The sequence below is a fragment of the Novosphingobium pentaromativorans US6-1 genome (assembly GCF_000767465.1).
Taxonomy (GTDB): domain Bacteria; phylum Pseudomonadota; class Alphaproteobacteria; order Sphingomonadales; family Sphingomonadaceae; genus Novosphingobium; species Novosphingobium pentaromativorans.
This window is the reverse complement of the sequence record NZ_CP009291.1, coordinates 173,406-198,523: the sequence shown is the minus strand read 5'-3', so window position 1 is coordinate 198,523 and position 25,118 is coordinate 173,406. Positions and strand designations below refer to the sequence as shown.

Sequence of the window (25,118 nt, the reverse complement as noted above, 5' to 3'; positions counted from 1 at the left end):
GTATCGCTTATTTTGCTAATTCCCCGCCATCAACCAGCACGACCGCCCCGGTCATAAAGGCGGCAAGGTCGGAAACCAGAAACAGCACTACTCGCGCGACGTCATCCGGTACGCCTGCGCGACCGAGCGGAAGCGAATGGGCAAAGTTGTCCAAACCTTCGGCGACTTCTGGACCGAGCTTGCGCATCTGCATTACGCCGTCAGACGTGGTCATTGTCGGAGCGGACAGCAAGAACCCTGATGCCCTTTCCAGCCAATTCGACGGCCAGGCTCTTGGTCACACCAACCACTCCATGTTTGGAAGCGACATAGTGGATAGCACTCACACCCGTGTTGAAGCTGTTCGTGGAGGCAAGATTGACAATGACGCCTTGCCCCTGCATCCGCAGCGCCGCCTCGCGACCCCCGAAGAATGTGCCGCGCAGATTGATATCCAGAACCCGGCTCCAGTCATCATCAGGCAATTCGAGCGCCTTGCCCGCAGGAAAAATACCTGCGTTGTTGATCCAGATGTCCAATCGACCGGTCCTGGCAATCGCAAAGTCGCCCAGCGCCGCAATCGAGGCATGGTCGCGCACATCGACTTTGACGCCTGCATGAGGCACACTCGTTTCGGCAAGGTTCGCGGCCACAGATTGCGCCTTGCCTTCGTCGAGATCGCCAATCATGACGGCTGCACCAGCTTCGGCCAGTCGGCGAGCAATCGACTTGCCAATGCCTGCGGCACCGCCCGTAATCACGGCCGTCCGGCCAGCGAGCGAAATCAAATCACCAAGCGCAACATCAGAATAATCTTTTACCGGCATCTCTCAACTCCCCATGGGACGGGTACTACGGTAGGCTGATCGTATCAGCCTTGCCTGTGCTCGTCGGTTTCAAACACGACCTCGATGCGCCGTTCGTAAATGCGCCACCGGCCATCGGGGCAGCGCCTATAGATGTCCTTGGCATCGGCCAGCGCCACTGCCTCTGGCGGAGCTGTGTCCCGGTGCTGTGTGCGGTAGAGCGTGACGAAGCTGACGCCAAGGATCTGATCGGGGCCGTCCATCACGAAACGGAAGTTGGTGAACACATGTCGCACGCGGCGATCGGACTTGCCAGCGCTCAACCGACCGTATGCATTCACGCCTTCCCGTCCGACATACTCTGTACCGGAAGGAAGAACAAATCGCCCATCTTCAGTATAGAGTTCAGCAAGGTTTTCAGAGCAGCAGAAATCAACACGATAGGCATGCTCAGCAATCAAAGCTTCCAATTCGGCTCGAATGACGGGATTTGTAACAATATCTTCTGCATCCATTATTGCTTCCTCTGCTTTTAGACATCAGTTCGCCAAGTTGACTGAAAGCTCCCGGCGCAGTTCCACCCATCGACGACCGCAATCTCTTGAGAGTTCGGCATAGTTCTCGGGAAAATGATTATACGGCGGCCGCACCGGACCCGGGATACAGTAGTTGGCCTCGGCGATGCGCGTTTTTTCAACCTGGATGTTGTAGGACGCAAAGCCTTCCTGATCGGCCAGTATCGGCTGTATCGGTTGGTTGGCCCAAGCGATTCTTTCACCCAAGCGGTTAGCCTCGGATGTATCGTTGCGGTTAATTGCGTCAATTAGCGCCTTGGCGGGTTCCGGCCCCATGGCGGCAGCGGTGGCCCAGCACGAAGTCGTCGTCTCCGGAGAAATTTCGAAGAACTGGTTTGCAACCATGTCGCTGGGCATGAAGTGGATGCGTCCGCCCGTTTCGGCAATGTTGCGCGCCAGATCGCGAGCGTGCGACGACTTGGCGCTGACAACGCTTGGAGCATTGCGGGCAACAGCCGCCCAGAATTCCGTCGGAAACGAAAAACGGAATGCGCGCGCGTTGGCATAGACCATAACGGGAAGATCGGGAAATGCTTCGGATACATCGCTGTAGAAACCAACCGCCATGTCCAGGGTGCATGGTTGCCACATGGGCAAGCCCAGCATGGTGGCATCGGCACCTTGCGCCTTCAAGAAGCTCAAGCGGTCGAAGACCTCGTGTCCTCCAAGCGCGGTCGCCCCGACGACAAGCGGGATTCGCTTGTCTACGGTTCGGCACACACAATCCACGAATGCCCGAAAATCTGCTGCGGAAAGAGTTGCACATTCGCCGGTCGTACCAAGAATGATCAAACCATCGGCCCCGTCGCGGATCAGATTATTGACAAGCCGTTCGGTTTCGTCGAGCGCAATCGTATTTTTCGCACTAAGGGCATCTGAACCCGGCACGGCGGGCGTCGGAATGATAGCGTAAAGCCCTTTGAAATCGGATGCTTGCATTGCCTTAAGACCTTTCTAGTACTTTATCTTATATTCCCACCTGACGGCTCAATTGTATCTCACGGCCCTCTAGCGCGGATTGCCTGATGGCAAGGCACACTTCCATAGTGGCACGCGCCCAGTGTCCATCGCGAAGCAGCGGTTGTTGGCCCGCAAAGGCATCGTACATTTCATCCACAAGTCCGCTTTTGTCCGGAAAGACTTTCGGTCCGGGGATGGCAATCTCCCGGATGCCCTCACGCCCGTAATGTTCAAGTCCACGGGCCGTCTGGCGCAGATCGCCATCGCGCCCTGTTACGATTGTCACACCGAAATGAGGATGTGCCCGGCTAGCCGGATCATCGTGCGACGGGGAAGGTTTACCACCCAGTCCACGCTGGGCCTTCAGCGCCGATTCGTCGGCGCCAGCCGGAAGCGCGCTAAGGGCACGACGCGCCGATCCATTTAAGCCAGATGGCTTTGACTCACCGAGCTCGCCGACCCAGTCATGGAATTGATCCGAATCGAAGAAATCGTAACCACTGTAAACAATGACCGCCACGGCGCCCCCTTCGAACTGGAGAAACGCTGAATAGGCCCCATCAGTCGGCCTGTCCGGATCGAGAGCCCACGAGGCCGAGCGGACGCTTTCCACTTTCCCGCCTCCAAGTAAGCGCACAATGTCCACCTGATGCGGAGCCTGGTTGTAAATCGCCCCGCCGCCGCTTTCGGTTCGGAGTTCCTCGTACCGACGAGGTCGGTAAAGAAAATTAGTGTAATTGAAATTGTTGATCAATGCCAACGGTCCAATTGCACCTTCGCAAATCAAGCGCCGCATCTCGATAATTGGCGCATCAAAGGCGTGAGTATGCCCGACGACAAGAAGAACCTTGGCGTGCTCTGCCGCCTCGATCATGGCATCGCAGTCTTCCAAGGTCAGCGCCATCGGCTTTTCGACGATGATGTGTTTGCCTGCCCGGGCTGCAAGAACCGCATGTTCGCGGTGCAGTTGATGAGGGGTCGCGATATAAACGACATCAACATCTGAACAGGAGCAAAGATCCTCGGGATGCGCAAATGCTGGCGCAGAAAACTCGGTCGAGAATGCATCACGGGCATCCTCGCGAGGATCCGCACCGGCGGCGATAACAACGTGCGGATGGGTTTGGAAGCTTGGAAGCATCTGACGCGCTGCACCACCAAGGCCGATAACTCCAACGCGCATCTGCGGAGCTTGAACTGCTGGCATCGAGCTGTCCTTCTTCGGTTAAAGCCGGGCAGGGGCCGACTGGAAAGTTTCAGCGAAAAGTTCATCCACGCCGACGAGCCGCTGCGTGATTTCCTGTTCGTAAAGGAAGCGGCACAGTGCTTCTATCGTGGCGCGATTGGGTTCAACGCCATATGGCCAGAAATCCTCTCCAAAAAGTCGCTTAGTTGCAGCAACGTGATGTTGAATCCAAGGAACGCTGACAGTTGTCGGCTCGTCTATCGTCAAATCAGCCAGGCAAAGATTCTTGGCTTTTACGAATGCCTCGAACAAATTGGCCGCAATCCATGGATCACGCTCGTAAACATCCCGCCTGATAACGACCGTATGCATGATCGGAAAAATTCGGGTCTTTTTATAATACTCGCGCTCTACCGCCGGCACGTCGGCAAACAGATAGGCAAGCCGCGGATCGCCGGCCAGAAGCGCCGGTGGCACCTGCGGTGCGATCAGAGCATCTATCGCCCCCTCCAGCAGCAGGTCGTTCAAACCTCGCTCTACCTCGTGCTCGATCCTGATCTTGGGAAGGTCAAGATTGACGAGAGGTTTGCGGCCTGGCCCGGTTAACCCTCCAGTCACCCAGTTGATATCTTCCGGACCTACACCGTATTCGTGCTTGAGCAATCCCCTGGCCCAAACTGCAGCCGTCATGCCATATTCGGGAACGCCGACCCGTCTGCCTATGAGATCTTCAGGGCGCGCAATTCCAGCCGCACTGTTCACGTAGATAGCCCCATGTCGAAAAGTCCGTGCCGGGAAAACTGGAATTGCGACGAAGGGGAAGTCTCCTCGTGCGACTCTGGTTACCACCGTCGAGAACGACATCTCTCCAGTTGCAAATTCACCAGACAAGACTCTGTTAAAAGCCTCGACCGGTGTCAGGGCTGTAAAATGAAGATCTATTCCATTTACATCAACAACGCCATCATAAAGCCCCCTAACCCGGTCAGCAATATGGCCAGCGTAACTTAGGGATAGCTTACCCATTGAAATAGTTCTCCCTAATTTATTTCATTTAACCAAGAGATCAAACAAATATTGACAAAGCACCCAAGCCAAGAACAGTCGTGTCAAGGACTGCATACCTTCGCACTAGTCGCACTCCCTCATCACAGAGACGAAGATCGTCCATCCGGTTGGCGGTAAGGATTGCTGGTGCAGCGATGTCTCCGCGGTAGCAAAAAACAGCGATGTTGCTTCGCACTGACAGCAGACCACCCTCCGCACTTGCAACGCGAATATTGCTCACGAACCTTCTGGTTCGAGTCGCGGGATTTTCCGCCCAAGCAAATCGGGATTTGAGTCTTTCTACCCTTGTTCGCAGTGTGCCCATATTTTCATCGAAGTAGAAAGCAGAATGGCTGATGCCGCTTTGATCCCAATTTTCTCGGATAGTCCTGACGGGAGCTTGATAGATTATATCCGGATCAAGCATGTCGAGCCAATCCGAAAATCGTTGATCATCAAGAATTTCGGCTTCGTTTACTAGAAAGTTTGCAGATATTTTCTCCGCGAATTCAAATGATTCTTGACGGACCTGATCTAATTTATGCATCGCCCTGGAACCTTTCAATTTGATGGATCGGCGACATTACGGCCCGAACCTTTCATCCATTTAAGCCATGTCTTGTGGAAAGAGCGAAGACCGCCCTCGCCAGCATTTGAGGAATCTGCAATTCCAGGGCCGTCCCAGATCTCCTTAGGTGGCAATGGCGACATGTCTCCAAGACCCATCTGATAATTGTATCGCATATGATTCATTGCTGCGAAAATCGAACCGCCTGTGCGTGCGCCGCCCGGCCAGACAGATACATCGTCCTGCTCGAAGTTTCCGGATGGACTGAACGAACTCATCCCAATGCGGTAGGCCCGACGCTTGTATTCCTCGGATGCCTCCTTCGGAGCGAGGATCCAACTGACAATCTCCGTCTGCCGCGGGCCTTTCGGCATCCACAATCTAACAGTCAGAAAACCAGCCGCCTCCTTTCCGGATTCCTCGCTGAGGCCTATGTGCAGAAAAGAGAAATTCGGAAACAGAGTTCCATTGTGCAGAAGCGACTCCTCGGCCAGGGCAAATTGTTGCTCATTCAATGCCCCGGGACGAAAGTGGCGCTTAACTTCGGGTGGATAAGAGAAGAATGGCTTTTCACCAGGGCGCCTGCGAATGCTGACAGCATGCCCACTGATATCATGAACATGAACGCCCGCATCTGGTTTTGGTGCGCCAGCAGAAGAAAGGTCTGCTACTCCAATTTCAAGCGCGGATCGATGCGTCATCTGGGTATGGGCGCTGTCTCCACAAAAATTTTCTGCCCCCTGCTTCCAATTTGCATCGACAAGCCAGCGATGCGGCTCGCCCAACACTTCCATGCCCCCTTCGGATAAATGTAAGTTGATATCCAAATACCACGCAAAGTCACCGAGGTATTCTTCGAAGGAAATCGCATCTTTGTTCAGATTCGCAAATATAAGCCCTGAATATACAGTTACGTTCGGTGCCGAATACAAGCCCCATTCGTCGAGTTTAAGCTTGGCGTACCCCAAGTTCTTCACTGGCACACCGGACAGTTTACCAGAATTTGCATATGTCCAACCGTGATATGGGCAGACGAACATGCGGGCGTTACCAGCCTGAACCCGGCAAACATGAGCACCGCGATGCCGACACGCATTCAGCAGAACCCGAATCTCTCCCTTGTCATCCCTGATGACAATGAAGGGATCCTCGCCGATATTCCTCTGCACAAAATCGCCCCGGTTGGGGATCTCGGATTCATGCCCAAGAAATACCCAAGTACGCGTAAAAACCCGTCGAAGCTCAGCTTGATATAGGTCTGGATCGCTAAAAACTGCAGGGGCAATCAAGCCGATATCCAGATCTCTCCGAATGTCGTCGATCAACTCATCGGTCGGTGAGGCACCAAATTTGTGATTCATGATTAGCTTCTCTCTAAATCCAAGATCCGTAAGTCAAATAACTGCCGCTCGAACCTCAATCCGCCGATGTTGCGTAAAAACGCGAGATTCACAGTTGGACGCAGAAGCCGATCACAGCGCCCGATCCCGAATGCGTGGTGCAATTCGACGATCGATAACCGGTGTATTTTTCTGCGACCAACCGCTTCCTCCGATCAGTTGGGTCCGTTTAAAAGTTATACCTCACTGAAAGCGTGTAAACCCTCGGCAATTCATAACTCACGTCAACGCACCCGCACACCGACGCGACGTCGAACACCGAGGTCTTGATCCGTTCGTTTGCCAAGTTCTCCACTCTCAGCCCAAAAGTGAGCTGTTCCGACTGATCCTCCCAGCTAATTCCAGCGCCGAATTTGCTGTGCCCCACGTCCGACACCGCTGAAAAATTGCGAAGCGAAAAGAACATTGAGCTTCGATATGTCCAGTTCGCATCCCAAGTTAGAGTTCCGTTATGGAACGAATGAGAATAGCGCGCATCGAGGTTCGAACGCCATTTCGGAGTGAATGAAGGCCTTACGGTGCGGACCACTTGCTCGGTCACGTCGGTAGGAAAATTGTAGACTTTCGCATCGGTGTACGAAACCCCGGCCGTAATGTTTAACCCGCGCGCTGGAACAGCCTTAATCGAAAGTTCGCCGCCGTTCGTCTTTGAATCCCGATTTAGAACGATACCGCCGACGCCAGCGAACAAGAATGCCTGGTAATCCCTGTAGTCGTAATGGAAGATCGACAGGTTTGCCTGAAGCCTATTATCAAACCACGAGGACTTTACGCCCCCTTCAAAAGCCCAAATCACCTCTGGCTTGTAAGATAGAAGACTTGCAGGAATTGGAAGCCCGCCGGCAAGAGGAGAATTGAAGCCACCCGCTTTGACCCCCCTGTTCACGCCCGCATAAAGCAGCATATCGTTGGTCGGGCTGTAGTTGATCTGTGCTTTCATTGCCCAGAGGCCATCGTCTGACCTGCCGGCAAAGGGAAGCCCACCTGGGAGAGGCCCAATGGTGGCGATGTAGCCCGGGTCCGTTATAGTCCTCGGATAGTACAACTCAGTGGGTCGAAGGAAACTAGTTTGTGTTACCAAAGAACGTTTTTTCTCTTGCGTATAGCGTCCGCCTAGAATCAACTTCCATTTGTCCGCGAAGGACCAGTCGCCCTGCGCAAAAATGGAATAGGAATTGGTTTTTTGGGATGCCAGCGTGCTCAAGGATATTTGTGGATTTGCAAGGCCGATGCCAAGCGCACTGTTCGCATCAATATCAGTATGCAAGTAAAACGCGCCTGCTTGCCACTGCAGGTTTCCGGCCTTTCCATTGAGACGAAGTTCCTGGGTAAATGACCAGGCTTCATTGCCGATAGTCGGGAATATTAAAGCAGTCGGTCCGGAACCGCCGTTGGAGGTTTGCAGCTTTGACAATTTCTTGTAGTCGCTGACGGACGTCAGCGTAATCGCACCCGAGATATCCCAAGTGTTTTTCAGGTTGACGCCTTCCATGTCGACATGGCCCGCCTTGTCAAAGCCGTAAGAGCTAGACGTCACCCAAGGCTTTATTCCCGTAAAACCGAAATAATCACCGCCAGGAACCGGTCTTTCCGGAGGTCCAGGTGTGAAGATGCCTGTGTTTTGGACGTCCCAACCGGCATCGGCACCACCCGGGCCGATCGACAGTCTCGTTTCATTTGGGCCAATCACAACCGTATCGACCCACGTGCCATTTCTATCGATGACGGAAGCGGCCTGTTCTTGCTCAAATAAACCCGCCGACATTGTTCGGCGCAAGACAAAGCCGGTGAGCTCGCTTGAAAACGACTCGCTCGGCTTGAAAAGGAGAATGCCGCGTACCGCCAGCATGCGTTCGGCACCAAGGTCTGCGCCGTCGCCCGAAAGCGGGCCTTCGAATAGCTGTTCGGGATACCTGTTGATCACGAAGGGCGAGAGCTTGAAGCCTTTTGCGGCAATCCGGAAACCAAGCTTGTCTGAGATCGGCCCTCCAACGGCCCCCTCAACTGTGGTGCGCAGCGGGTTCGTCGGGCTATCCAACATACCAGCCTCCAACGAAAGATAGCCGGAATACTCGGTCAGGCTCGGCTTCCTCGAAATGAACTGGATAAGGCCACCGGTTGCATTTCGGCCGAAGAGCGTGCCTTGCGGCCCTTTTTGTATCTCAACGCGCTCCAAATCCATCATCATGAAGGTCTGAGCGCCCTGGAAGGGCATATAGCCATCGTCCAGGTAAACCGCATTCGGAGACTCGACAATGTCATTGTAATCGCTCTGCGTCACACCGCGAATGGAAAAGTGGCTCTCTGTGCCGCCACCGGCGCTAGATAGAGCGAGGCCGGGCGTGACATCAACCAATTGCGTACTTGATTGAATTCCGCGCTCGGCCAGATCGTCGCCCGTGAAAGCCTGAATGGCAATCCCGACCTTCTGAACGTTTTCCGACTTCTTCTGTGCAGTAACGATGATTTCCTCGATGCCGACAGTTCCATTGGGCTCTGCTGCTTGTTCATTGGATACTGCTGTTTGAGCAAGAGCATTATTCCCAAACGACAGAAGCCCGGCAAGAGCCGTCGAATACCCGAAGTATGAAATTTTCGACCTTACCGCCTTATCCTTAGTAACGTTCATGACATCTCCCCTTTTTATGTAAGCTTATATTTAGCTATTAAACCCTGACGTGGTGCTGGAAATCTGGACAGGGTGTTAAGCTCATCCCGACCTAAGGAATGGACGGGAATGAAGAAGACGAGAAAGCGCTACAGCGCGGAATTCAAGGCGAAAGTTGCGATGGAGGCGATCCGTGGTGAACTGACGCTGGCGGAACTGGCTGCGAAGCACGGCGTCCACCATACGATGATCGGGGGATGGAAGCGTCAGGCGGTGGACGGGATGGCCAGCCTGTTCGACGGCGGTGAGCAGGCGTCGAAGACGGAGACCGAAGCGGAAATCGAGAAGCTGCATGCCAAGATCGGGCAATTGCTGGTGGAGCGGGATTTTTTGGCGAAAGCCTCCGGTCGATGAGCGCGGGCCAGAGGCGATTGCTGATCGAGCCTGCTCACCAGCGCCTGTCGATCGCGGCGCAGTGCCGCCTGCTGTCGATCAGCCGGTCTTCCTATTATTATACGCCTGCGCCTCAGAGCGAGGAGACGCTGGCGCTGATGCGGGTAATCGACGAGACGTTCATGGACTGTCCGTGGTACGGCAGCCGGCAGATGGTGCGGCACCTGCAGCGGCTTGGTCATGCGGTGGGCCGCCGCCGGGTACGACGGCTGATGGCGCAGATGGGGCTGGCGGCGATCTACCAGCGCCCGCGCACGAGCGATCCGCACCCGGAGCATCGGATTTATCCCTATCTGCTGCGGGACATGAAGATCGAGCGGCCCAATCAGGTGTGGTGTGCGGACGTGACATATCTACCGATGCGCCGAGGCTTCCTCTATCTCGTTGCGATCATGGATTGGGCCACCCGCAAGGTGCTGGCCTGGCGATTGTCCAATACCATGGACGCGGCTTTTTGCGTCGAGGCTCTGGAGGATGCCATGGCCCGCTTTGGCAAGCCGGACATCTTCAACACCGATCAGGGCAGCCAGTTCACTTCGCAGGCCTTCACCGGCGTGCTGCGGGCGGCCGAAGTGAAAATCAGCATGGATGGCAAGGGGCGCTGGATGGACAACGTCTTCATCGAGCGCCTGTGGCGCTCGGTGAAGTACGAGTGCGTCTATCTGCACGCCTTCGAGACGGGTTCCGAACTGCGCGCAGGCCTGTCCCGCTGGTTCGCCTATTACAACCATCACCGGCCTCACTCACGCCTTGCAGGCAAAACCCCGGCAGAGGCATATGGGCAAATCGACGCTTCAGATCATGGGGGGCATGCCCCCCATGATCTGATCACCAGAATGGCGGCGTAAACAACAACCGGATGAGCTTAACTTAGCCGCAAACCTGTACAGGAAGGCGGGACCACCTCACCCTAATTTCTTTAATAACATAACCGTCAAGCTCTTACACCCCTTGCGGCTAGTCTCGTCAAAACTTCATCCCTGAACAATGGAAGCTCGTTCAGATAATTGACAAAGCTCAAAGCAACGCTGGCGTAACCGGCATGCGAAATCTTCTCCAGTTCATCCGCAACGTCATCCGGACTTCCGATGATAGGATAGCCTCCGTGGCCCCCAAGAAATCTGGTTTTGTATAATTTGTAATGCTCTGCAGAAAATGATTTACTACTCACGCCAAGTGAAGACATAAGATTTTCTGCCGCCTCATGATCTCCGCATTCTTCCGTATAGTATCGGTGATATTCTTCTGCTTCCTTGCGCGTATTTCGGCAAACAACATAGCAGTTAGTAGATACTGTTACATCTCTAAGGTATTTTTCTTTGGCGCTCCGCTTGATCGCCTCCACTTCCATCTTGCCTTTTTCGGGTGAGACCATCGTGATAAAGCAACTATCGGCGTTCCTCGCTCCGAAATCCTGGCCGGGACCCGACGCTCCGGCGTTCATGATGGGAGGGAGCACGCCACCTGTCGGCTTTGGATGCCCCTTCACGCCGCGCAAATTGAAATATTTGCCGCTCCAGTCGAATGGCTCGCTGCTCGTCCAAATTTTGCGAACAATGTCGAACCACTCCTGGCCGTATTCATACCTTCCCTCGGTCTCAAGCGAGAGCTTGATTCCGAACATGTCAAATTCAGCCTGACTCCAACCGCAGACTATATTGAGCCCGTATCGTCCGCCACCGATGTGATCCATTGTCGCAATCTGCTTGGCCGCGACCACCGGATGAAAGTAGGAAACGTGTGTTGTGGCAAATACCGTTATCCCGGTAGTGGCCGCGAGAAGTCCCGCCGCCCAAGTAACCGTCTCCAAGACGCTCTCCTGAAACTGCGATTCTCCCCCAAAACCGCGCCAGCGCGCGATCGGAAGCATGAACTCCAGACCCGCTTCATCAGCCATGCGAGCAAGCGAGAGATTGTTATCCCAGTTCGCCTCCCACCGTTCTGGCACTGTCGTGGCTGCAAGGCCATTGGAACAGTTCGCGCCGAAGAGACCAATCTTCAAGGCATTGGCGCTGTGCATCCTGTTGCTCATTTTGGAGCTTATCCTTTCCCAAGATATCTGTAATTTTATTTGCGAGACAGCAAACTTCGTATCATCAGCTTTCCCCATTCATTGATCGGAACCGAGCGCACAGTTGCTCAGCTCCGCGCGCAAGGAGAGAAATATCGGTCCCAACGGCAATGAAACTGACGCCAAGTTCTAGATAACGCTTGGCCAATGCCTCATCCGCCATCAATATTCCGGCCGGGACGCCAAGCTTGTTGAGCTCTGCCAAGGCATTCTCGATCAACATCTGAACATCACAATGTTGCGCATTGCCGAGGTATCCCATGTCTGCGGCGAGATCCGAAGGCCCCAAAAATATCCCGTCAACACCTTCGACTTGTGCAATGGCATGCAGGTTTTTGATGGCCGCAACGGTCTCCAGTTGCACGACTACACAGATTTCTTCTGAGGCCTTTTGCAGATACCCCGCCCTGCGGTTCCAGCGACTTGCGCGCCCGATTGCCGAACCAACGCCCCGGATGCCATGTGGTGGATAACGCGTCGCCCGGACTATCCCTGTGGCCATCTCTGCCGTTTCGACCATGGGAACCATCAGGGAGCGCGCACCGATATCGAGGTATTGCTTGATCAAGACCGCATCTGCGCTTGGAATGCGCACCATTGGTTCAACAGGATAGGCAGCCGTGGCCTGAAGCTGGGCAAGAACTAGCGGAATGTCGTTCGGCGCGTGTTCCGCATCGATCAGCAGCCAGTCAAAACCCGAGCCTGCGCAAATTTCAGCCGTGTAGGGAGAGGCCAGCGCCTGCCACAGGCCGATCTGCGCGCGCCTTGCTCCGATGGCCGCCTTGAACGGATTCATAGGTGCCTCCTGCTTGGCACGGAGATGTTCACTCGAACTGACATGACACATGTCCAAAAGTTCCGAAATCGCCGACAATTTCACTTCCGGGAATGGCCTCGATAGGGCGGATGAATGATCCTGACAGGATAACCTGGCCGGCCTCAATCCTGTGGCCATAGGTCGCAAGACGTTGCGCCAGCCAGGCAACCGACATCAAGGGGTTGTTCAAAACGCCGGCGCTCAGCCCCGTTTCCTCGACCTCACCATCGCGTGACACGATCGCGCCAAGCCAACGCATATCAAGTCCGGAGAAATCCGTGACCGCATCGCCAAGGACAAAACCGCCATCGGCCGCATTGTCCGAAATCGTGTCATAGACTGTGCGCAGCTTACCCGTCTGGGGATCCTTGCGAGCGATTCTTGTATCGAGAATTTCCAGCGCCGGAGCAATGTAATCCGTTGCGCGAGGACGTCTTCCACCGTCGCCGTCCCTTCCAACGGCCCATTCATCACGAACGCGATCTCGGCCTCTATCCGGGGTTGGATGAAGCGGCCAGGCACAATAACCGCTCCATTTGGAAAGCGCATCGATTCCAGCAGAACGCCGGAGTCGGGAATGTCGATCGAAACCGCCGCCTGCATCGCCTTGGATGTCAGGCCGATCTTCCAGCCAGCCAGCTTCTCCCCAGAGGCCAGTTTCATCCCGATCCAGCAATCCTGAATCGCATAGGCATCATCCATCGTGATCTCTGGATAGGTTTCGCTCAGAAGACGGATCTGCTTTCGGCTGCGCTCAGCCTCTTCGAGTGCCGACGCTGCGGCCTGAATGGCTTTGTCATCGAGCATGCGCCCGATCCGGCCACTGACGACAGGCGGGGTTGCAGCCTGCATCAAGCCGCCACCTCGACACGGTTTGTCGCAAATCCCTGCTGAACCCCCAGCAGGGCAGGAGGTTCCTTAAGGCTTTCCTGCCAAAGCAGGGATTCCATCACGATGTTGAGCGGTTGATCCTGGATAGTGAGTTCATAAACCGGCTCATCGAAGCTCGCGTGATTGTGAACCGCCCAGCCCGGCGCCGAAAGCATAAGATCGCCGGCTTTCCACTCATAGACCTTGCCTTCCACCGTCGATCGGCCTGAACCGGAGAAGTAGTAGTTTATCGCCGCTGACGAATGTCGATGCGGCCGATCCACTATCTTCGGCGGGCGAAGGGTCATGGTGGCGAAGAAGTTCGGCGTCGTTCCATTGGTCCGGCCGGTAGCGGGATTCCACAAGAGATAGAGCCTACGCCCAACGTATTCCTTCCCAAGCGCCTCAAGCTTGTCGAGATGCTCCTTTACGTCTGCCCACGGCCAGAACAGCGCCGGGCTTTCGTGGCATGGCGGATCGATCAGGCGCTCGTATGGCATCAGCCACGCCCCACCCTCATTCAGTTGGAACGTTCCGAATGGATTGACCTTCGTAGGATCGTACTCCTCAGAGCCGTGGCCGTTTTCCGAGGGCGACGCGATATCCGGATTTTCCTCCTGGAAATGGATGTTCATCATCTCGAGCAGCGCCGCGTTGGAGTAAGTCAGCCGAGCGTAAAGATCGTCTCCGGTGTTCTTGTGCAGATAAACCCGCATCGAAGGCGTGTTCCACACGTCATAAAGGGAAGTATCGCGAACCTGACCATCGATCTCGCTGCGTCCCTGCCCCCGGATCACGAAATTCACTTGACTCGAGTTCTGGCGGAAGGTCGCTGTTTCCTCCCCCGGGAGAAGCACATCGAGCGATACCTGGATACCGGGGCCAAGCCCGACCGATCTACGGTTAGCTGGATGGACAAAATAAGACCTGCGGCGCCCGTTGGCAGGCTTGGGAATAGCGGCTAGCCGCTCGATTTCCGCGTCGATCTCCTCTTTTGTGAAAATAAATGGTTCCCACAGCGCCGACTGAGGCAAGAGCGGACCACTGCCATCCAGAATATTCCTGTTCGTCATCTTGTCGCTTCCATTCCTAATTCCGGCTCACCCAAGTCATCACGGATCGAGCCGCAGTCTCGGCTCATGAAAAGTGGTGCTTGTCAGCTGACGCCCCATGCCTTTCGCGCGTGCCCGCCGAAGTGCCTCGATCCCGACAGACAAGTCGGAAATCCCCATGCCCATCGCCTTGAAAACCGTGAGATCGGCGTCGGCGGGTCTTTGGAATCGCGTCGCCACCAGTTCGCTCAACGGCCTCAGCCGCGTCCACTTCGCCTCATCGTCATCGAAGGCAGCCATGAATTCCCGGCTAAGCCTCCGCACCTGCGATATGCTGTCAGCAGCACAAACCGTCGCGCGGTCCAAAAGCTGTGGCTCAAACTCAATCCGGTCCGGCCCTATTGCGCCGATGGCATTGAGATGCACGCCAGTCGCAAGCGCATCGCGCGAAATAAAGGGCGCTCCGGCCCGCGTCGCCAAAGTGACGACCGAAGCCCCCGCCAGAGCTTCTTCCAACGATCCTGCCGCCACGGCCTCCAACGAAAGTCGGTCGCGCACTTTTTCCGCCAGCGCCCGGCGGTTGGCTTCGGTCGGACTCCAGATGGCCACTCGTTCGAGCGGGCGCACCGCAGCGACGGCGGCGACTTGCGCCAGACTTTGCTTGCCAGTGCCGATCATGGCCATTGTCCGCGCTGCGCTATCAGCAAGGTGATCGGTTGCCAGGCCGCTGATCCCCGCCGTACGCATCTGCCCCAGTGCGAAAGCCTCGATCACGGCAAGCAGTTTCCCCTTGCCCGCGTCAAACAGCAACAGCAGGGGATTGGCGCCGCCTTTGGTGTGGGTCCAGGTCTTGGTGCCGACAATGGGCCCGCTTTCGAATAGCGCGCCAATGGCATGCAGGGTCGAGCCGCCACCCCAAGTCAGTTGCGTCTTGGTCATGTTGCTGGCGCGGCCGGCCGCTTGTTCGCCAAGACCCCAGCGCAATGCCTCGATCACTTCCGGCAGCGCCAGCAGCGAAACCACTTCGCCTTCGGTGATCCAGAGAGCTTCGCTCATGAGCCAAGCTTTTCGAAAATCGAAGGGACCGGAGGCTGAAGTTCGAGGCCGTTCACGATCAGCGCGTGCGTGATGTAGCGCCCGACAAGAAACATCACGGCCAAGGCCTGATCCGCGCCGACCTGTTCGATAGCAACCTCGATTTCGCGCGAGACGCCTACTCCGCGACGTTCGACCATCGCCATGGCCAGCCGCTGCACGGCACGCTCCTTACCCGAGAGCAGCGGCGCATCATCAGGCGAAAGCCGCTCGACGGCAGCAACCCAATCCTCGCCAAAGCCGCGCTTGACCGAGAGTCTCTCATGCTGATGCAATTCATATGCGTTGCCCATGAGTCTCGCGACCGTCAGCGCGCCGGTTTCCGTCAAACGGTCGGGAAGCGCCTGCTTGAGCGCCTCGGTCATTTCCATGTAAGGCGCAAGCACATCGGGCAGCGCACCACTGTATTGGAAAAACTCGCCGAGATAGCCCAGCCGCTCCACCCGCGAACGCAAGATTCCCTGGAGTCGCGGAGCCATTTCTTCAAAGCTCAAGCGCGGGATACGTCCGCTCATGGTTGTTGGAAACTCCATTCACACGATCTGGAATAGTATTAGCTCCATTCCTCCTGATACTCGTTGTAATAGCGGTTTGAGCGATGTAAAATACCGATTCCGCACTGTGTCATACCGAAAAGGTTTAACCATGGACCTCTCCAAACTGCGCTACACGATTGCCTTGGCGGAGGAACTCAATTTCACCCGCGCCGCAGAGCGGTGCCACATCTCGCAGCCGCCGCTGAGCCGGGCGATAAGGGATATCGAAGACAAGGTCGGGACGAAGCTGTTCGAACGGAGCAAGCATCATGTGCAGATCACGCCTGCCGGCACAAGTTTCGTCAACACAGCCCGAAAAATCATCGACCTGCTTGAGAGCGGGGCTCTGGCTGCACGCGAAACTGCGGATGGCCTTCGAGGATCGCTGACCATCGGATTTGGGGGATCAATGGTCTACTCGCTAATCCCTGCGCTGGTCAGGCAGTTCCGCTCCGCAGTACCAAATGTGGCGATCGACTTCTGCACCATATCGATAACCGGACAACTCGAAGCATTACGAGAAGGCAGATTGGACATTGGCGTCATCAGATTGCCAATCAATGACGCAATGATTGCTCACCATATCATCCGCACTGAACCACTTATCATCGCCCTGCCAAACAACCACCCACTCGCCCGCAACTCAGAGGAAGTAAATATCGGAGAACTGGAATACTGTTCATTTATCTCCTATGAGACCCGGATGGGATACAATTTCCACACTGACCTTCTGGAACTGTGTCGGACGGTCGACTTCAGCCCGATGATTGCCCATGTCGCCCCCAATACGGAAGGCGTGATAGGCATCGTCGCTTGTGGCGAAGGAGTCGCCATTGTTCCGGCCTCGGCGCGGCACCTGTCTATCGATGGGGCCACATTCCGGAACCTCAAGGTTCCTCGGAAGGCCCAAAAACTATCTTCCGTGCGTTTCGCGCTAGCATGGAACCGGGAATCCACCTCGGCTACAGCGCGCCAATTCCTCTCGCTCTTCGGTGCCGATCTGGCCTGAACCCACGCGAAACGAGGCACAGCGGGCACCGCTTTCCGCCAACCTCACTTGACGACGCCGACAACGCCCTTGTCGACTATCTGGGCACCTCCATCAACCTCTCGACATTCCTGGGGTAATTTGATTCACTCGTCCTGACGGGAGGCGGCGATGCGTCAGGCTGGATTGTTTGGATTGTCGGATCATTTGAAGCGTTTATCGGCCTATGGCGACCCGCTGGAAGAACTGGGCCTGATCATCAATTTTGAGGTTTTCCGCCCGACGCTGGTTGCGGCGCTGGCCTCCGGGGACGGAGCGAAGGGCGGTCGCCCGGCTTATGATCCGGTGGCGATGCTCAAGGTGCTGATCCTGGCGGCCCAAAACAATGTTGCCGATGCGCGGATGAGTGGCAAAGTTGGGTCGACTGCCGTCGAAAGCTTTTGGCCCTCATGAAGGTCAGTTATCCTACCTCTGGTCCCAAGAACCTGCCAGTCAGCAAACCACCCCTTTCCGGACATTATAACAGTATCGCGTCCAAGGCCCGCCCTTGCGTCGGCTCCGATCGTGCTAAACGCGAAGGGCAGGCATATACTTAGCTGGCCTCAACACCGCAGTCCGAACCGGGACGTTTTATAATTTTGGAAGGCGTCGGGCGACTGTTGACGATTGGATGATAGCCGTGTCGGTCGATGCGAACGGGACGAAGCGATCAACCACAGTTTCAAGTTCTTGCACGTCGCTAACCACGAATTTCGCCAGAAAACAGTCCGCCCCGGTCACGCGATCCGCTTCGACGACCTCAGGCGTATCGCTCAGCATTTGAGCCACCCTTTTCACTTCGCCTGGCATGGCGCGTATTCCGCATCGTCAAAGCCCAATGCTTTCGCAGCTTCGTTCTGTGATTTTTCCCGATCGGCGACGGCAGCGGCCCGTGCCTTGTCGGCAGCACTCTGGGCTTCAATATTCTTTCCAAACTGGATAGCTTTTAGCCAAGGCCATCCGGCATCGAAGGTGAACCCTTCTGGCAGCAGTTCTGATCGAGCCTGCGCTGGCTTTACGAATTCGGCCTTGCCCTGTGGCACCCATGCAAAATTTCGGAGCTGATGAACAAGGCACGAATCGGCAAAGCGCGCACCATTGCTCTCGTTCTTGCGATACACTGCTCGAAGGGGGTTTTCATATGTAGCCCAGTCATGTTTGTGATGCGTTTCTGGCAACAAACGCATCGTTTCCCATATAAGCTTTGAAAGCCTGACCGACTTTCGCTCTGCGAGCTGTTTGAAATGCCGGATGGCATAGTCGCGATTGATAGGGGAGGTGTAGCGCTCCCCGGGAACGGCCTGCAAATAGCTCAAATTTGGGTTGTTTGATTGACGCGGAAGAAATGTGCATCGGCCCACCGTTGCGAAATCACCAATCCGGCTTCGATAGTTTTGCCAAGGCCAACTTCGTCGGCAAGCAGCGCTCCCTTTGACTGTGGCGATGCAAATGCAAACAAGGCCGCGTCCACTTGATGCGGATTCATATCAACTTGCGCGCCCGCGACAGCAACTGCGAGCTTTTCACTGCTATCGGACGATCTCCGTCGCACAAGGTCACTAGCCAAGTATTTTGAGTGATAATCTGTAATTATTTCAGTCATTCACTTGCGCTTTTATCGGCTACCACTCCAACCGCAAGGCGATAACGAGCATAGCGACGCTCACCGGTGCGGATCAGCGCGCCCTTCTCGACAAGATCGGCCAAATCGCGTGTCGCAGTGGCAAGGGCAGCCCCCGTAATTGTCCGGTAATTTCCCGCACTCAACCCGCCCTCAAACCCATCCGGCCCTTCGCGGAACAAGCGAAGCAGCGCCTTCTCCTGCCGTTCGTTGATTTCCCCGCGCAAGCGATCAAGCAGCCGTGTCTTGTCGATCAGGAAGCGGATGCGGGTGATCGTCCGCGCCTGCGCCTCGATGACAATATCGGCGAACCATGCGAGCCAGACATTGATGTCATTGCTCTGGCTTCCAAGCTGGAGTGCGGCGTAATAGGCTTTTCGGTGGCGGTGGATCGTTTCTGCAAGCGCGGTCAGCGTCGGTGCTGACAGGTTTTGCGCCAACGCCTTTTCAGCAATTGCGCGTCCGATCCGGCCATTACCGTCTTCAAAGGGATGGATGCTCTCAAACCACAGGTGCGAGATCGCGGCACGGGTGATCGCTGGAAGCGGATTCGGTGACGACGGCGCACGGTCGTTGAACCACGAGATAAAGCGGGACATTTCCAGTAGCACGGTATCCGATGGCGGTGCCTCGAAATGCACACGCGGCGCGTGGAGCGCCCCTGAAACGATCTGCATTGCGTCCTCATGCGTCCGGTAGCGCCCGACATCGGCAATATCCCGGCGTCCGTTCATCAACATCGCGTGCCACGCAAATAGCGTCTGATCGTCGAGTGGCGCTGCATGGTTCCGGTAAACATCGGCCATGAGCTCGGCGGCACCGGCCTCCGCCGCACTTGCACGGCGCGAATCTGTGGCAAAGCCCAGATGCTTGGCCAGCGACGATTGAACGCTGTCGCGGTCGAGAATTTCGCCCTCGATGGCGGAGCTCTCGACGACCTCCTGCGATATGAGTTCGACAGTCAGGCCATCGCGCGCATCGGCATCTAGGTGGTGCAGCGCGCCGATGACAACGCCGGAGCCTTTCAGGAACTGCTCTTCTGCCGCACGGATGCTATCCGCATCGAAGCGGAATTCAGGCCAATCGGGAAGCTGCCAATTCCAGCGCATGATGGATAAGATGCCTTTCTATCAATCATGATATAGCATGATTATGATTGATAAAGCGATAGCCAATCAATCACAAGCGGCCAAGATTTTCGGCTGCCGGTGGAAAGACACCGCATTGCACCCCTTTGAGTTCGCCAGCGGCGAAGGGGCGACAAGTGCGGTGAAGACGCGGGCAAAGGGGTGCTTGAGGCTCGGCGCACCTATTTCCTTCACCCGCTTGGCCGGTGTCCCGATCAAGAGCGCCAGCGGCGCATCGGATATCCGGCGCAAACGCAAGGCTCCAAAGGGCATCAGCGATGCGGAGTCAGCGTTTGAAGTGGGCAGGGCGAGCCGACTGTTTCGATTTTGCCGCCTGTCGCGCATTGGCGGTGGCTTCTTCAACGTCGCCTTCAGCATCCATATCGGCGTGCATGGCTTCCCATCCGCCAATGCCCATCAACACGCGGTCGGCGTGCTTGATGGTATTCACATGGCCGTAGTGGTTCTCGATCATCTTGACCGAGGTGCCCATCTGTTCTGACAGGATATAGACGTCCACACCCTCGCTAAGCCGGAAGGTGGCGTAGGTGTGGCGGAAGCAATAGGTCGAACGCGGGATGCCGTTCGGCCCCATGCGTAAGTCAGCCTCCACGAGCAAGGCCTGCACGGTGTCGCTGTAGAGATATTTGGCAGGCTTCCCGTTGATGATCGTGAACACGGCATCATCGGGCGCAGTGGCTTTGGACAGCTCGCGCACCCGATCGAGATATTCGCCGACGCTTTTGGGAGCCACGAGCTTGCGTGATTTACCTTTGCCCTGGACGAACATCACGACGATCTCGCGCCCGTCGCGATCCTTGGCGAGTGTGATGTCGCGCCAACGCAAATTCTTCGCCTCGGGCGGACGCATCCCCGTGTTGCACATAATGAGCATGAAATTGTAGCACATGGTCCGATACCAAGTGCCTTGGGGTGTGGTCGCCGCCCTGATCCATTTGCGCCCGACGCTGTGCAGTTTGCGATATTCCTCAATCGTGAATTCGTCGCGGCGCATGGTTTTGAGTTTCGGTCGGCCTTCAAAACGGTGACTGGCAGGCACAAGCCGCTTGGTAATGGCGAAGTTCATCACTGCGTTGAGCGCGCCCATCTCAAATTGAATTGTCGCATCGCTGATATGCTCGCGGAACCGCCCCTTGCCGTTTTCCCGCCGCCAAGTCGGATAACCCGCCCAACGGTCTTGACCGATCAAGTGAATCTGGGTGCTGCCAACATAATCTTCGAGCGCCTTCTTGAAGGCGTTTCGGAGATTTTTCACCCGGTCATGGGAAACCTCGCCCGTATCAGCGCGGCGCTGCTGCGTCTGGAGATAGTCTTCCGCCACCTGCCGAAACGGACGATTGAACACGGCCACATCATGCTTCACGCGAAACCGAATGTCGGCATCCTGATCGAACGCACGATCTCGGGCAGACTCCCGATCCGCCGTGTGGAGTGAAATCGTCTTGTAGCGATCCTCTTTGGGGAGCTTGATGCGGCAATAAAAATTGCGGTGTTCGACATCGCCGCGCCTGAAAATGATCAGGCCGGTTTCCAGAACCTCCTTGTCGATGATGAATGCCATAGCCACGCTCCACTGTGCAGATACCGTGCAGGTTTGGAACGAACGCGCGCTGAATTCCATAGCTGTGCAGGTGCTGTGTAGGGGATAACCTGAAGAAGTCGCTGGCGAGCTATCGACTGGCATTCGGGCAACCGCGGCAGGACGAGCTGATCGAACTCTTCTCAGGGATGAGCGAAGATGTCGTGAGCGAGCTAGCCGAGTTTCAGATTTCGCTCAGACCCGGCCTCTGCCTGACTGCCAGCTCTGATCATTCCACGACGGGATAGTTCGGCATCGGCCATTCGTGCTGCGGATTGTCCATCATCAGATCAACAAAGATCGGCAGCAGGCAACCCAGCAGCGACGCCCCGTCCCTCACCTGGTCGCGATTGACATCGCTGTTCCAGGTTGCGCCGCCATGCACGAGCTGATTACGCAGAACGTAAAGCCGATCGAACAGGATCGAGAGAATCCGGACCGTGTCGTGCTCACGCAAGGCATAATTGATGGCGGTCCGGCTACGCTCGAGCTTCTGCTCCCAATCATCGTATCCGGGCACACCATTCTGATGCTGCCAGAAGGGGTGATAGACATAGCGGTTATCGAGCAGGAGGCGAATCTCCTGGCTGAAACGCTGCCATACCGCGTCATAGACCCGGTGGCGCCCGTCAAACTTCACCAGTGTCGAGAAGAACGTCTGGAACAGGCCGCGCTCGCCTTCAGGGGCTGAGCTGCTGGCCGAGGCTTCGACGTCGCCAGCATAGGCAGCATTGAACCCGATCCAGAGGAGAATGAAGCGAACGTCCTGGTCCTCGTCCTCCGCTACAGCGCGGCGAAGCCAGGACAGGGCGCGGTGAACACGCAGGGTCAGAGGCGTTGGAAAACCTGCGCGAAGCGATCGCTGCTTCTCTTTCAAGGCCTCTGGATGAAGTGGATTGCCCGCCGGGTAACGATGAACCATGCGCGCAGCTTAGCGCGAGGATTTTCCGTGGCATAGATCATGGATCGGCGCGCGACGAATTCAGAGCGATCGACTGGATCCAGTCGTTGATTTCTGCCTCGACCCATACTGCGCATTTGGGACCAAGCGACCGCGACTTAGGAAAGCGGCCCTCGCTCATCCGCAGGTAGATGGCTGAACGCCGCAAGCCGACCCGGTCCATGACTTCGGGTAGACGCAACAGCCGCGCCGGCGGAAGGACTTGCCGCAGCGCCTCGTCATCGGTCGAAGCGCCATCGGTGATCTGGGGTTTCGCATTCATGGTCTGTCCTGTCGGGTAGATTGGCTCGGTCCCCTCCGAGGTGAATAGCCTTAGCGCGGCAGCGCCATCGCGATGTCACGATTGGCAAAATCGTCGATATGCTTGGCGAGCATGCGCGCTACGAGTTGCGAGGTGCCGTTAGCCCACCGCGGCCTCAGATCTTCGACCCGTCGACCAAGCGTCCGCTCGAGCTGACCAGGCAAGGCGGTGAAGAAGTCTTCAAGGAACTCCCCCATCTCGCTGCGCATCCATTCGCAGGCCAGATCTTCCTGACCAGCAAGAGCCAGGATCATGCTCGCACGTGGAAAGGCGCCGCACACGTCGAGTACGAGGGCAGCTTCATCTAGACCGATCGGCCGGTCGCCGCGCATGACGCGAAGCAGGGTCTCGCGATGGATGCCTACTTCTCGAGCGATCTGGTGCTTGGGTTTGTCAGACGACTCGATGGCGTGGGCCAGAATGTGCGCGAGGCTGGCATTCGCTTTGCCTCGGAATGACGCGGGCTGGTGCATGGAAGAAACTCCGACGATGAACAACTGAGTCGTAGCCATATCGCGCGCACCGCATGTAGGAAAACAAAAAGAACATTAGCGGAACATATCGTTTCTAGGCGAATCATCCCCTAGCCCCGAGTCGCCGACAATCGTCGGCGCTCCTGTCGGGATTCATCGACGCACATCACCAGATAATCCGCTGTTTCTGTGCATTATCGCCGACACCGTCCATTCGATGCGTCCATATCAGTCCGCCGCATCGGCGCGAAAGGTAATCCGACTTTCCTACATCCATTTCCTATATGCATGTGGAACACACAGCGAACGAAAGAACGCTGGGTTCACCCCTCCAGATGGAGCTCCATATGCAGTCTCTCACCCTCTCCCGGCGTTCCGGCGCCACCGATCAAAGCCCCTCGAAGTTCGGGCGGGCCTTGACCTTCGCAGTGCCGATTGCGGTCGCAGCACTCGCTGCCAGCGCCGCCTACGCCGGCGCCGACACGACCTTCACCCCTGCCCTGACGAAATTCACCTACATGCAATGTTCTATATATGTTCCACCCCGATTCGGCCATAGAAGGAATCGGGAAATGAGACTGAGATGGGCAATGATCGCAGCGGCGGTGACGGGATGGGCGTTCGTCGTCCCGGCTCACGCGCAAGGGGAGGCTGCCCCTGAGGGTGCTGCACCAGAGATCAGACCTGACGGTTTCCGTGTGGCCGAGGGGGCGAACGGTTTCCAACTGGTCGAACATGGGATCTGGCGACAGTCCCTGGCAGCTTCGTCCGGCGCTCCGGTTCTCGAAGCGGGCAGGACCCACCTCCCCTATCGTTATGCGAAGCCCGAAGGCACCGGCCCATCGGGCTTTCGACGGGCAAGCTACCTTCCCCATGTCTATGCAGCGGAGGCTCAATACTCGCTGCCAATTGGCCTTCTCGACGCTCTGGTATGGACGGAGTCCCGGTATAACCCCCTGGCGATCAGCAAGGCTGGTGCCGCTGGCCTGGGTCAGTTGATGCCGGGGACCGCGCGCGACCTTGGCGTGCCAAATCGCTTCGATCCCGCAGCGAACCTCTTCGGCGCGGCGAAGTATCTGCGTCAGATGCTCGACAAGTTCGGGGTAGTGCATCTGGCCCTCGCCGCTTACAATGCGGGCCCTGGCGCCGTCGAGCGAGCGGGCGGTATCCCACGCAATGGCGAGACACCGGCCTATGTGCGCGATGTGCTGCGTCATTGGCGCTTCTGAACAGGGGGGTAGTGGTGAGTTCCGGTCGAATACGCGTGTCAGGAATGCTGAGCCGCGGCAGGCGTGGGATGATCCTGACCACGAAAACAGACGAGGTCTGGATTGTCGAAAGCGAGGAAGTTGCCGACGATCTTATCGGCTCGAAGGTGATCGTCGAAGGCGTCGTTGCAGGGATGGATCGCCTACGCGCCGACTGGATTGGCGCGGACAGTCATCCTTCCTGATTCTCCTGCGGCGGATATCTCGCGACGAGTTGGAGAACTTCCCTACCCCATAGCGCATCCGAACGACCTGCATTCGCTGGCGGTCCTGCAATAGGCATGAGTCAGCTAGCAATCGGGGCCTCCGCCGTTCCGGGCGCGCGCGGCGTCACCAATACCTCCACCCGGACATCCCAGTCCAGCCGGTCGAGAATCCGCAGCAGCCGGTCGACGGTGAAGCGGTCGAGCTTGACCTGGCGAATGCGCGAGAAATCCGCCGCCGCCACGCCGGTCCGCGCCCCGGCATCGCGCACACTCAACCCTTCGGCATCGAGCGCCTTGATGATTTCAGCGGCAAGCGTGGCGCGCAGCTGGCGCAGGCCCGCATCGGGCGCGCCGAAATCGGCGAAGACATTGCCCGAGCCGCGCACCAGCTCGCATGAATTGTCTGGGCCAGCCATCGCGGCAATCTGTAGTCAAATATGACAACAGATCAAGCCGGACCATGTCACGCTACCGCCGCGAGCGGAACCTTGCGGTCGAACACTTCGACCGC

At 56.6% G+C, this 25,118-nt stretch carries 30 protein-coding genes; 5 read left to right on the top strand and 25 right to left on the bottom strand.

All coding sequences use genetic code 11. The annotated features are described in order from the left end of the window. Positions 1-7: 7 nt before the first annotated feature. The 9 genes from JI59_RS27940 to JI59_RS00900 form a co-directional block, all read right to left on the bottom strand. Positions 8-214, bottom strand: coding sequence for an SDR family oxidoreductase (locus tag JI59_RS27940; RefSeq protein WP_275042260.1), 207 nt, complete (start codon positions 212-214; stop codon positions 8-10). Further along, complete coding sequence (locus tag JI59_RS00930) at positions 201-806, bottom strand: SDR family NAD(P)-dependent oxidoreductase (RefSeq protein WP_275042259.1); 606 nt, start codon at positions 804-806, stop codon at positions 201-203. The genes JI59_RS27940 and JI59_RS00930 overlap by 14 nt, the downstream gene beginning before the upstream one ends. A 44-nt stretch (positions 807-850) precedes the next feature. Then, positions 851-1,300, bottom strand: coding sequence for a nuclear transport factor 2 family protein (locus JI59_RS25915; RefSeq protein ID WP_007015346.1), 450 nt, complete (start codon positions 1,298-1,300; stop codon positions 851-853). 24 nt (positions 1,301-1,324) lie between these two features. Next, positions 1,325-2,299 (bottom strand): dihydrodipicolinate synthase family protein, encoded by a 975-nt coding sequence (locus JI59_RS00920; protein WP_007015347.1) that lies wholly within the window; start codon positions 2,297-2,299, stop codon positions 1,325-1,327. Positions 2,300-2,327: 28 nt separating this feature from the next. Beyond that, positions 2,328-3,527 (bottom strand): Gfo/Idh/MocA family oxidoreductase, encoded by a 1,200-nt coding sequence (locus JI59_RS00915; protein ID WP_007015348.1) that lies wholly within the window; start codon positions 3,525-3,527, stop codon positions 2,328-2,330. Positions 3,528-3,545: 18 nt separating this feature from the next. Next, complete coding sequence (locus JI59_RS26600; protein ID WP_138921542.1) at positions 3,546-4,532, bottom strand: ABC transporter substrate-binding protein; 987 nt, start codon at positions 4,530-4,532, stop codon at positions 3,546-3,548. A gap of 40 nt (positions 4,533-4,572) precedes the next feature. Then, positions 4,573-5,100 (bottom strand): aromatic-ring-hydroxylating dioxygenase subunit beta, encoded by a 528-nt coding sequence (locus JI59_RS25910; protein WP_081474079.1) that lies wholly within the window; start codon positions 5,098-5,100, stop codon positions 4,573-4,575. Between the two features lie 14 nt (positions 5,101-5,114). Then, positions 5,115-6,482 (bottom strand): aromatic ring-hydroxylating oxygenase subunit alpha, encoded by a 1,368-nt coding sequence (locus tag JI59_RS25905; RefSeq protein ID WP_007015351.1) that lies wholly within the window; start codon positions 6,480-6,482, stop codon positions 5,115-5,117. Positions 6,483-6,690: 208 nt separating this feature from the next. Continuing rightward, on the bottom strand, positions 6,691-9,150 hold the full coding sequence (locus JI59_RS00900; RefSeq protein WP_007015352.1) for a TonB-dependent receptor: 2,460 nt from the start codon (positions 9,148-9,150) through the stop codon (positions 6,691-6,693). A 108-nt stretch (positions 9,151-9,258) separates the two neighbouring features. Here JI59_RS00900 and JI59_RS00890 point away from each other — a divergent pair. After that, positions 9,259-10,430 (top strand): IS3 family transposase gene (locus tag JI59_RS00890; protein ID WP_085997526.1). Its coding sequence is split into 2 segments (ribosomal slippage): positions 9,259-9,523 and positions 9,523-10,430, totalling 1,173 coding nucleotides; the frame shifts between segments, so codons are not numbered across the junction. A gap of 86 nt (positions 10,431-10,516) precedes the next feature. Here the strand turns inward: JI59_RS00890 and JI59_RS00885 are convergent. From JI59_RS00885 to JI59_RS00860, 7 genes are all read right to left on the bottom strand, one after another. Further along, positions 10,517-11,614: an LLM class flavin-dependent oxidoreductase gene (locus tag JI59_RS00885; protein WP_007015353.1), complete on the bottom strand. Its 1,098-nt coding sequence runs from the start codon at positions 11,612-11,614 to the stop codon at positions 10,517-10,519. A 64-nt stretch (positions 11,615-11,678) separates the two neighbouring features. Beyond that, the gene (locus JI59_RS00880; protein WP_007015354.1) at positions 11,679-12,449 is read right to left on the bottom strand and encodes an aldolase/citrate lyase family protein; all 771 of its coding nucleotides are present in this window, start codon (positions 12,447-12,449) and stop codon (positions 11,679-11,681) included. A gap of 28 nt (positions 12,450-12,477) precedes the next feature. Next, positions 12,478-12,708 (bottom strand): hypothetical protein, encoded by a 231-nt coding sequence (locus JI59_RS27515; protein ID WP_239000581.1) that lies wholly within the window; start codon positions 12,706-12,708, stop codon positions 12,478-12,480. Next, on the bottom strand, positions 12,672-13,277 hold the full coding sequence (locus JI59_RS00875) for an FAA hydrolase family protein (protein ID WP_239000580.1): 606 nt from the start codon (positions 13,275-13,277) through the stop codon (positions 12,672-12,674). The genes JI59_RS27515 and JI59_RS00875 overlap by 37 nt, the downstream gene beginning before the upstream one ends. Before the next feature lie 44 nt (positions 13,278-13,321). Further along, positions 13,322-14,413 (bottom strand): cupin domain-containing protein, encoded by a 1,092-nt coding sequence (locus tag JI59_RS00870; RefSeq protein ID WP_007015356.1) that lies wholly within the window; start codon positions 14,411-14,413, stop codon positions 13,322-13,324. Between the two features lie 39 nt (positions 14,414-14,452). Then, positions 14,453-15,448: an ornithine cyclodeaminase family protein gene (locus tag JI59_RS00865; protein WP_007015357.1), complete on the bottom strand. Its 996-nt coding sequence runs from the start codon at positions 15,446-15,448 to the stop codon at positions 14,453-14,455. After that, entirely contained in the window at positions 15,445-16,002 is a 558-nt protein-coding gene (locus tag JI59_RS00860) for a carboxymuconolactone decarboxylase family protein (RefSeq protein ID WP_038575305.1), read from the bottom strand. Before JI59_RS00860 ends, JI59_RS00865 begins: the two co-directional genes overlap by 4 nt. Before the next feature lie 130 nt (positions 16,003-16,132). On the opposite strand from JI59_RS00860, the gene JI59_RS00855 reads away from it, so the two are divergent. Both JI59_RS00855 and JI59_RS00850 read left to right on the top strand, forming a co-directional pair. Beyond that, on the top strand, positions 16,133-17,032 hold the full coding sequence (locus JI59_RS00855; protein ID WP_007015359.1) for a LysR family transcriptional regulator: 900 nt from the start codon (positions 16,133-16,135) through the stop codon (positions 17,030-17,032). 150 nt (positions 17,033-17,182) lie between these two features. After that, positions 17,183-17,464 carry a transposase gene (locus JI59_RS00850; RefSeq protein ID WP_007015360.1) on the top strand — a complete coding sequence of 94 codons (282 nt, stop codon included), beginning with the start codon at positions 17,183-17,185 and terminating at the stop codon, positions 17,462-17,464. 177 nt (positions 17,465-17,641) lie between these two features. On the opposite strand, the gene JI59_RS00845 is transcribed toward JI59_RS00850, so the two are convergent. The 8 genes from JI59_RS00845 to JI59_RS00815 all read right to left on the bottom strand — a co-directional run bounded on the left by JI59_RS00845 (position 17,642) and on the right by JI59_RS00815 (position 23,157). Continuing rightward, complete coding sequence (locus tag JI59_RS00845; RefSeq protein ID WP_052117828.1) at positions 17,642-17,860, bottom strand: Lrp/AsnC ligand binding domain-containing protein; 219 nt, start codon at positions 17,858-17,860, stop codon at positions 17,642-17,644. Next, positions 17,845-18,366: a hypothetical protein gene (locus JI59_RS00840; RefSeq protein WP_038575303.1), complete on the bottom strand. Its 522-nt coding sequence runs from the start codon at positions 18,364-18,366 to the stop codon at positions 17,845-17,847. Before JI59_RS00840 ends, JI59_RS00845 begins: the two co-directional genes overlap by 16 nt. Beyond that, positions 18,363-18,653 carry a DEAD/DEAH box helicase family protein gene (locus JI59_RS25900; protein WP_202946110.1) on the bottom strand — a complete coding sequence of 97 codons (291 nt, stop codon included), beginning with the start codon at positions 18,651-18,653 and terminating at the stop codon, positions 18,363-18,365. Before JI59_RS25900 ends, JI59_RS00840 begins: the two co-directional genes overlap by 4 nt. Next, positions 18,650-19,780, bottom strand: a complete 1,131-nt coding sequence (locus tag JI59_RS00835; RefSeq protein ID WP_007015364.1) for a Fic family protein — start codon at positions 19,778-19,780, stop codon at positions 18,650-18,652. Before JI59_RS00835 ends, JI59_RS25900 begins: the two co-directional genes overlap by 4 nt. A 304-nt stretch (positions 19,781-20,084) precedes the next feature. Further along, complete coding sequence (locus JI59_RS00830; protein ID WP_007010918.1) at positions 20,085-21,380, bottom strand: tyrosine-type recombinase/integrase; 1,296 nt, start codon at positions 21,378-21,380, stop codon at positions 20,085-20,087. A gap of 247 nt (positions 21,381-21,627) precedes the next feature. Then, positions 21,628-22,320: a HEPN domain-containing protein gene (locus JI59_RS00825; RefSeq protein WP_007010919.1), complete on the bottom strand. Its 693-nt coding sequence runs from the start codon at positions 22,318-22,320 to the stop codon at positions 21,628-21,630. Between the two features lie 37 nt (positions 22,321-22,357). Further along, on the bottom strand, positions 22,358-22,621 hold the full coding sequence (locus tag JI59_RS00820) for a helix-turn-helix transcriptional regulator (RefSeq protein ID WP_007010920.1): 264 nt from the start codon (positions 22,619-22,621) through the stop codon (positions 22,358-22,360). A gap of 50 nt (positions 22,622-22,671) precedes the next feature. Next, positions 22,672-23,157, bottom strand: coding sequence for a hypothetical protein (locus JI59_RS00815; protein WP_007010921.1), 486 nt, complete (start codon positions 23,155-23,157; stop codon positions 22,672-22,674). A gap of 548 nt (positions 23,158-23,705) precedes the next feature. Between JI59_RS00815 and JI59_RS00810 the strand changes: the two genes are divergently transcribed. Further along, positions 23,706-24,362 (top strand): lytic transglycosylase domain-containing protein, encoded by a 657-nt coding sequence (locus tag JI59_RS00810; protein WP_038576708.1) that lies wholly within the window; start codon positions 23,706-23,708, stop codon positions 24,360-24,362. A gap of 44 nt (positions 24,363-24,406) precedes the next feature. Beyond that, on the top strand, positions 24,407-24,586 hold the full coding sequence (locus JI59_RS27265) for a DUF5818 domain-containing protein (protein WP_274378208.1): 180 nt from the start codon (positions 24,407-24,409) through the stop codon (positions 24,584-24,586). Between the two features lie 101 nt (positions 24,587-24,687). Here the strand turns inward: JI59_RS27265 and JI59_RS00800 are convergent, their stop codons facing one another. After that, complete coding sequence (locus JI59_RS00800) at positions 24,688-25,023, bottom strand: helix-turn-helix domain-containing protein (protein WP_038575298.1); 336 nt, start codon at positions 25,021-25,023, stop codon at positions 24,688-24,690. Positions 25,024-25,118 lie beyond the last annotated feature (95 nt).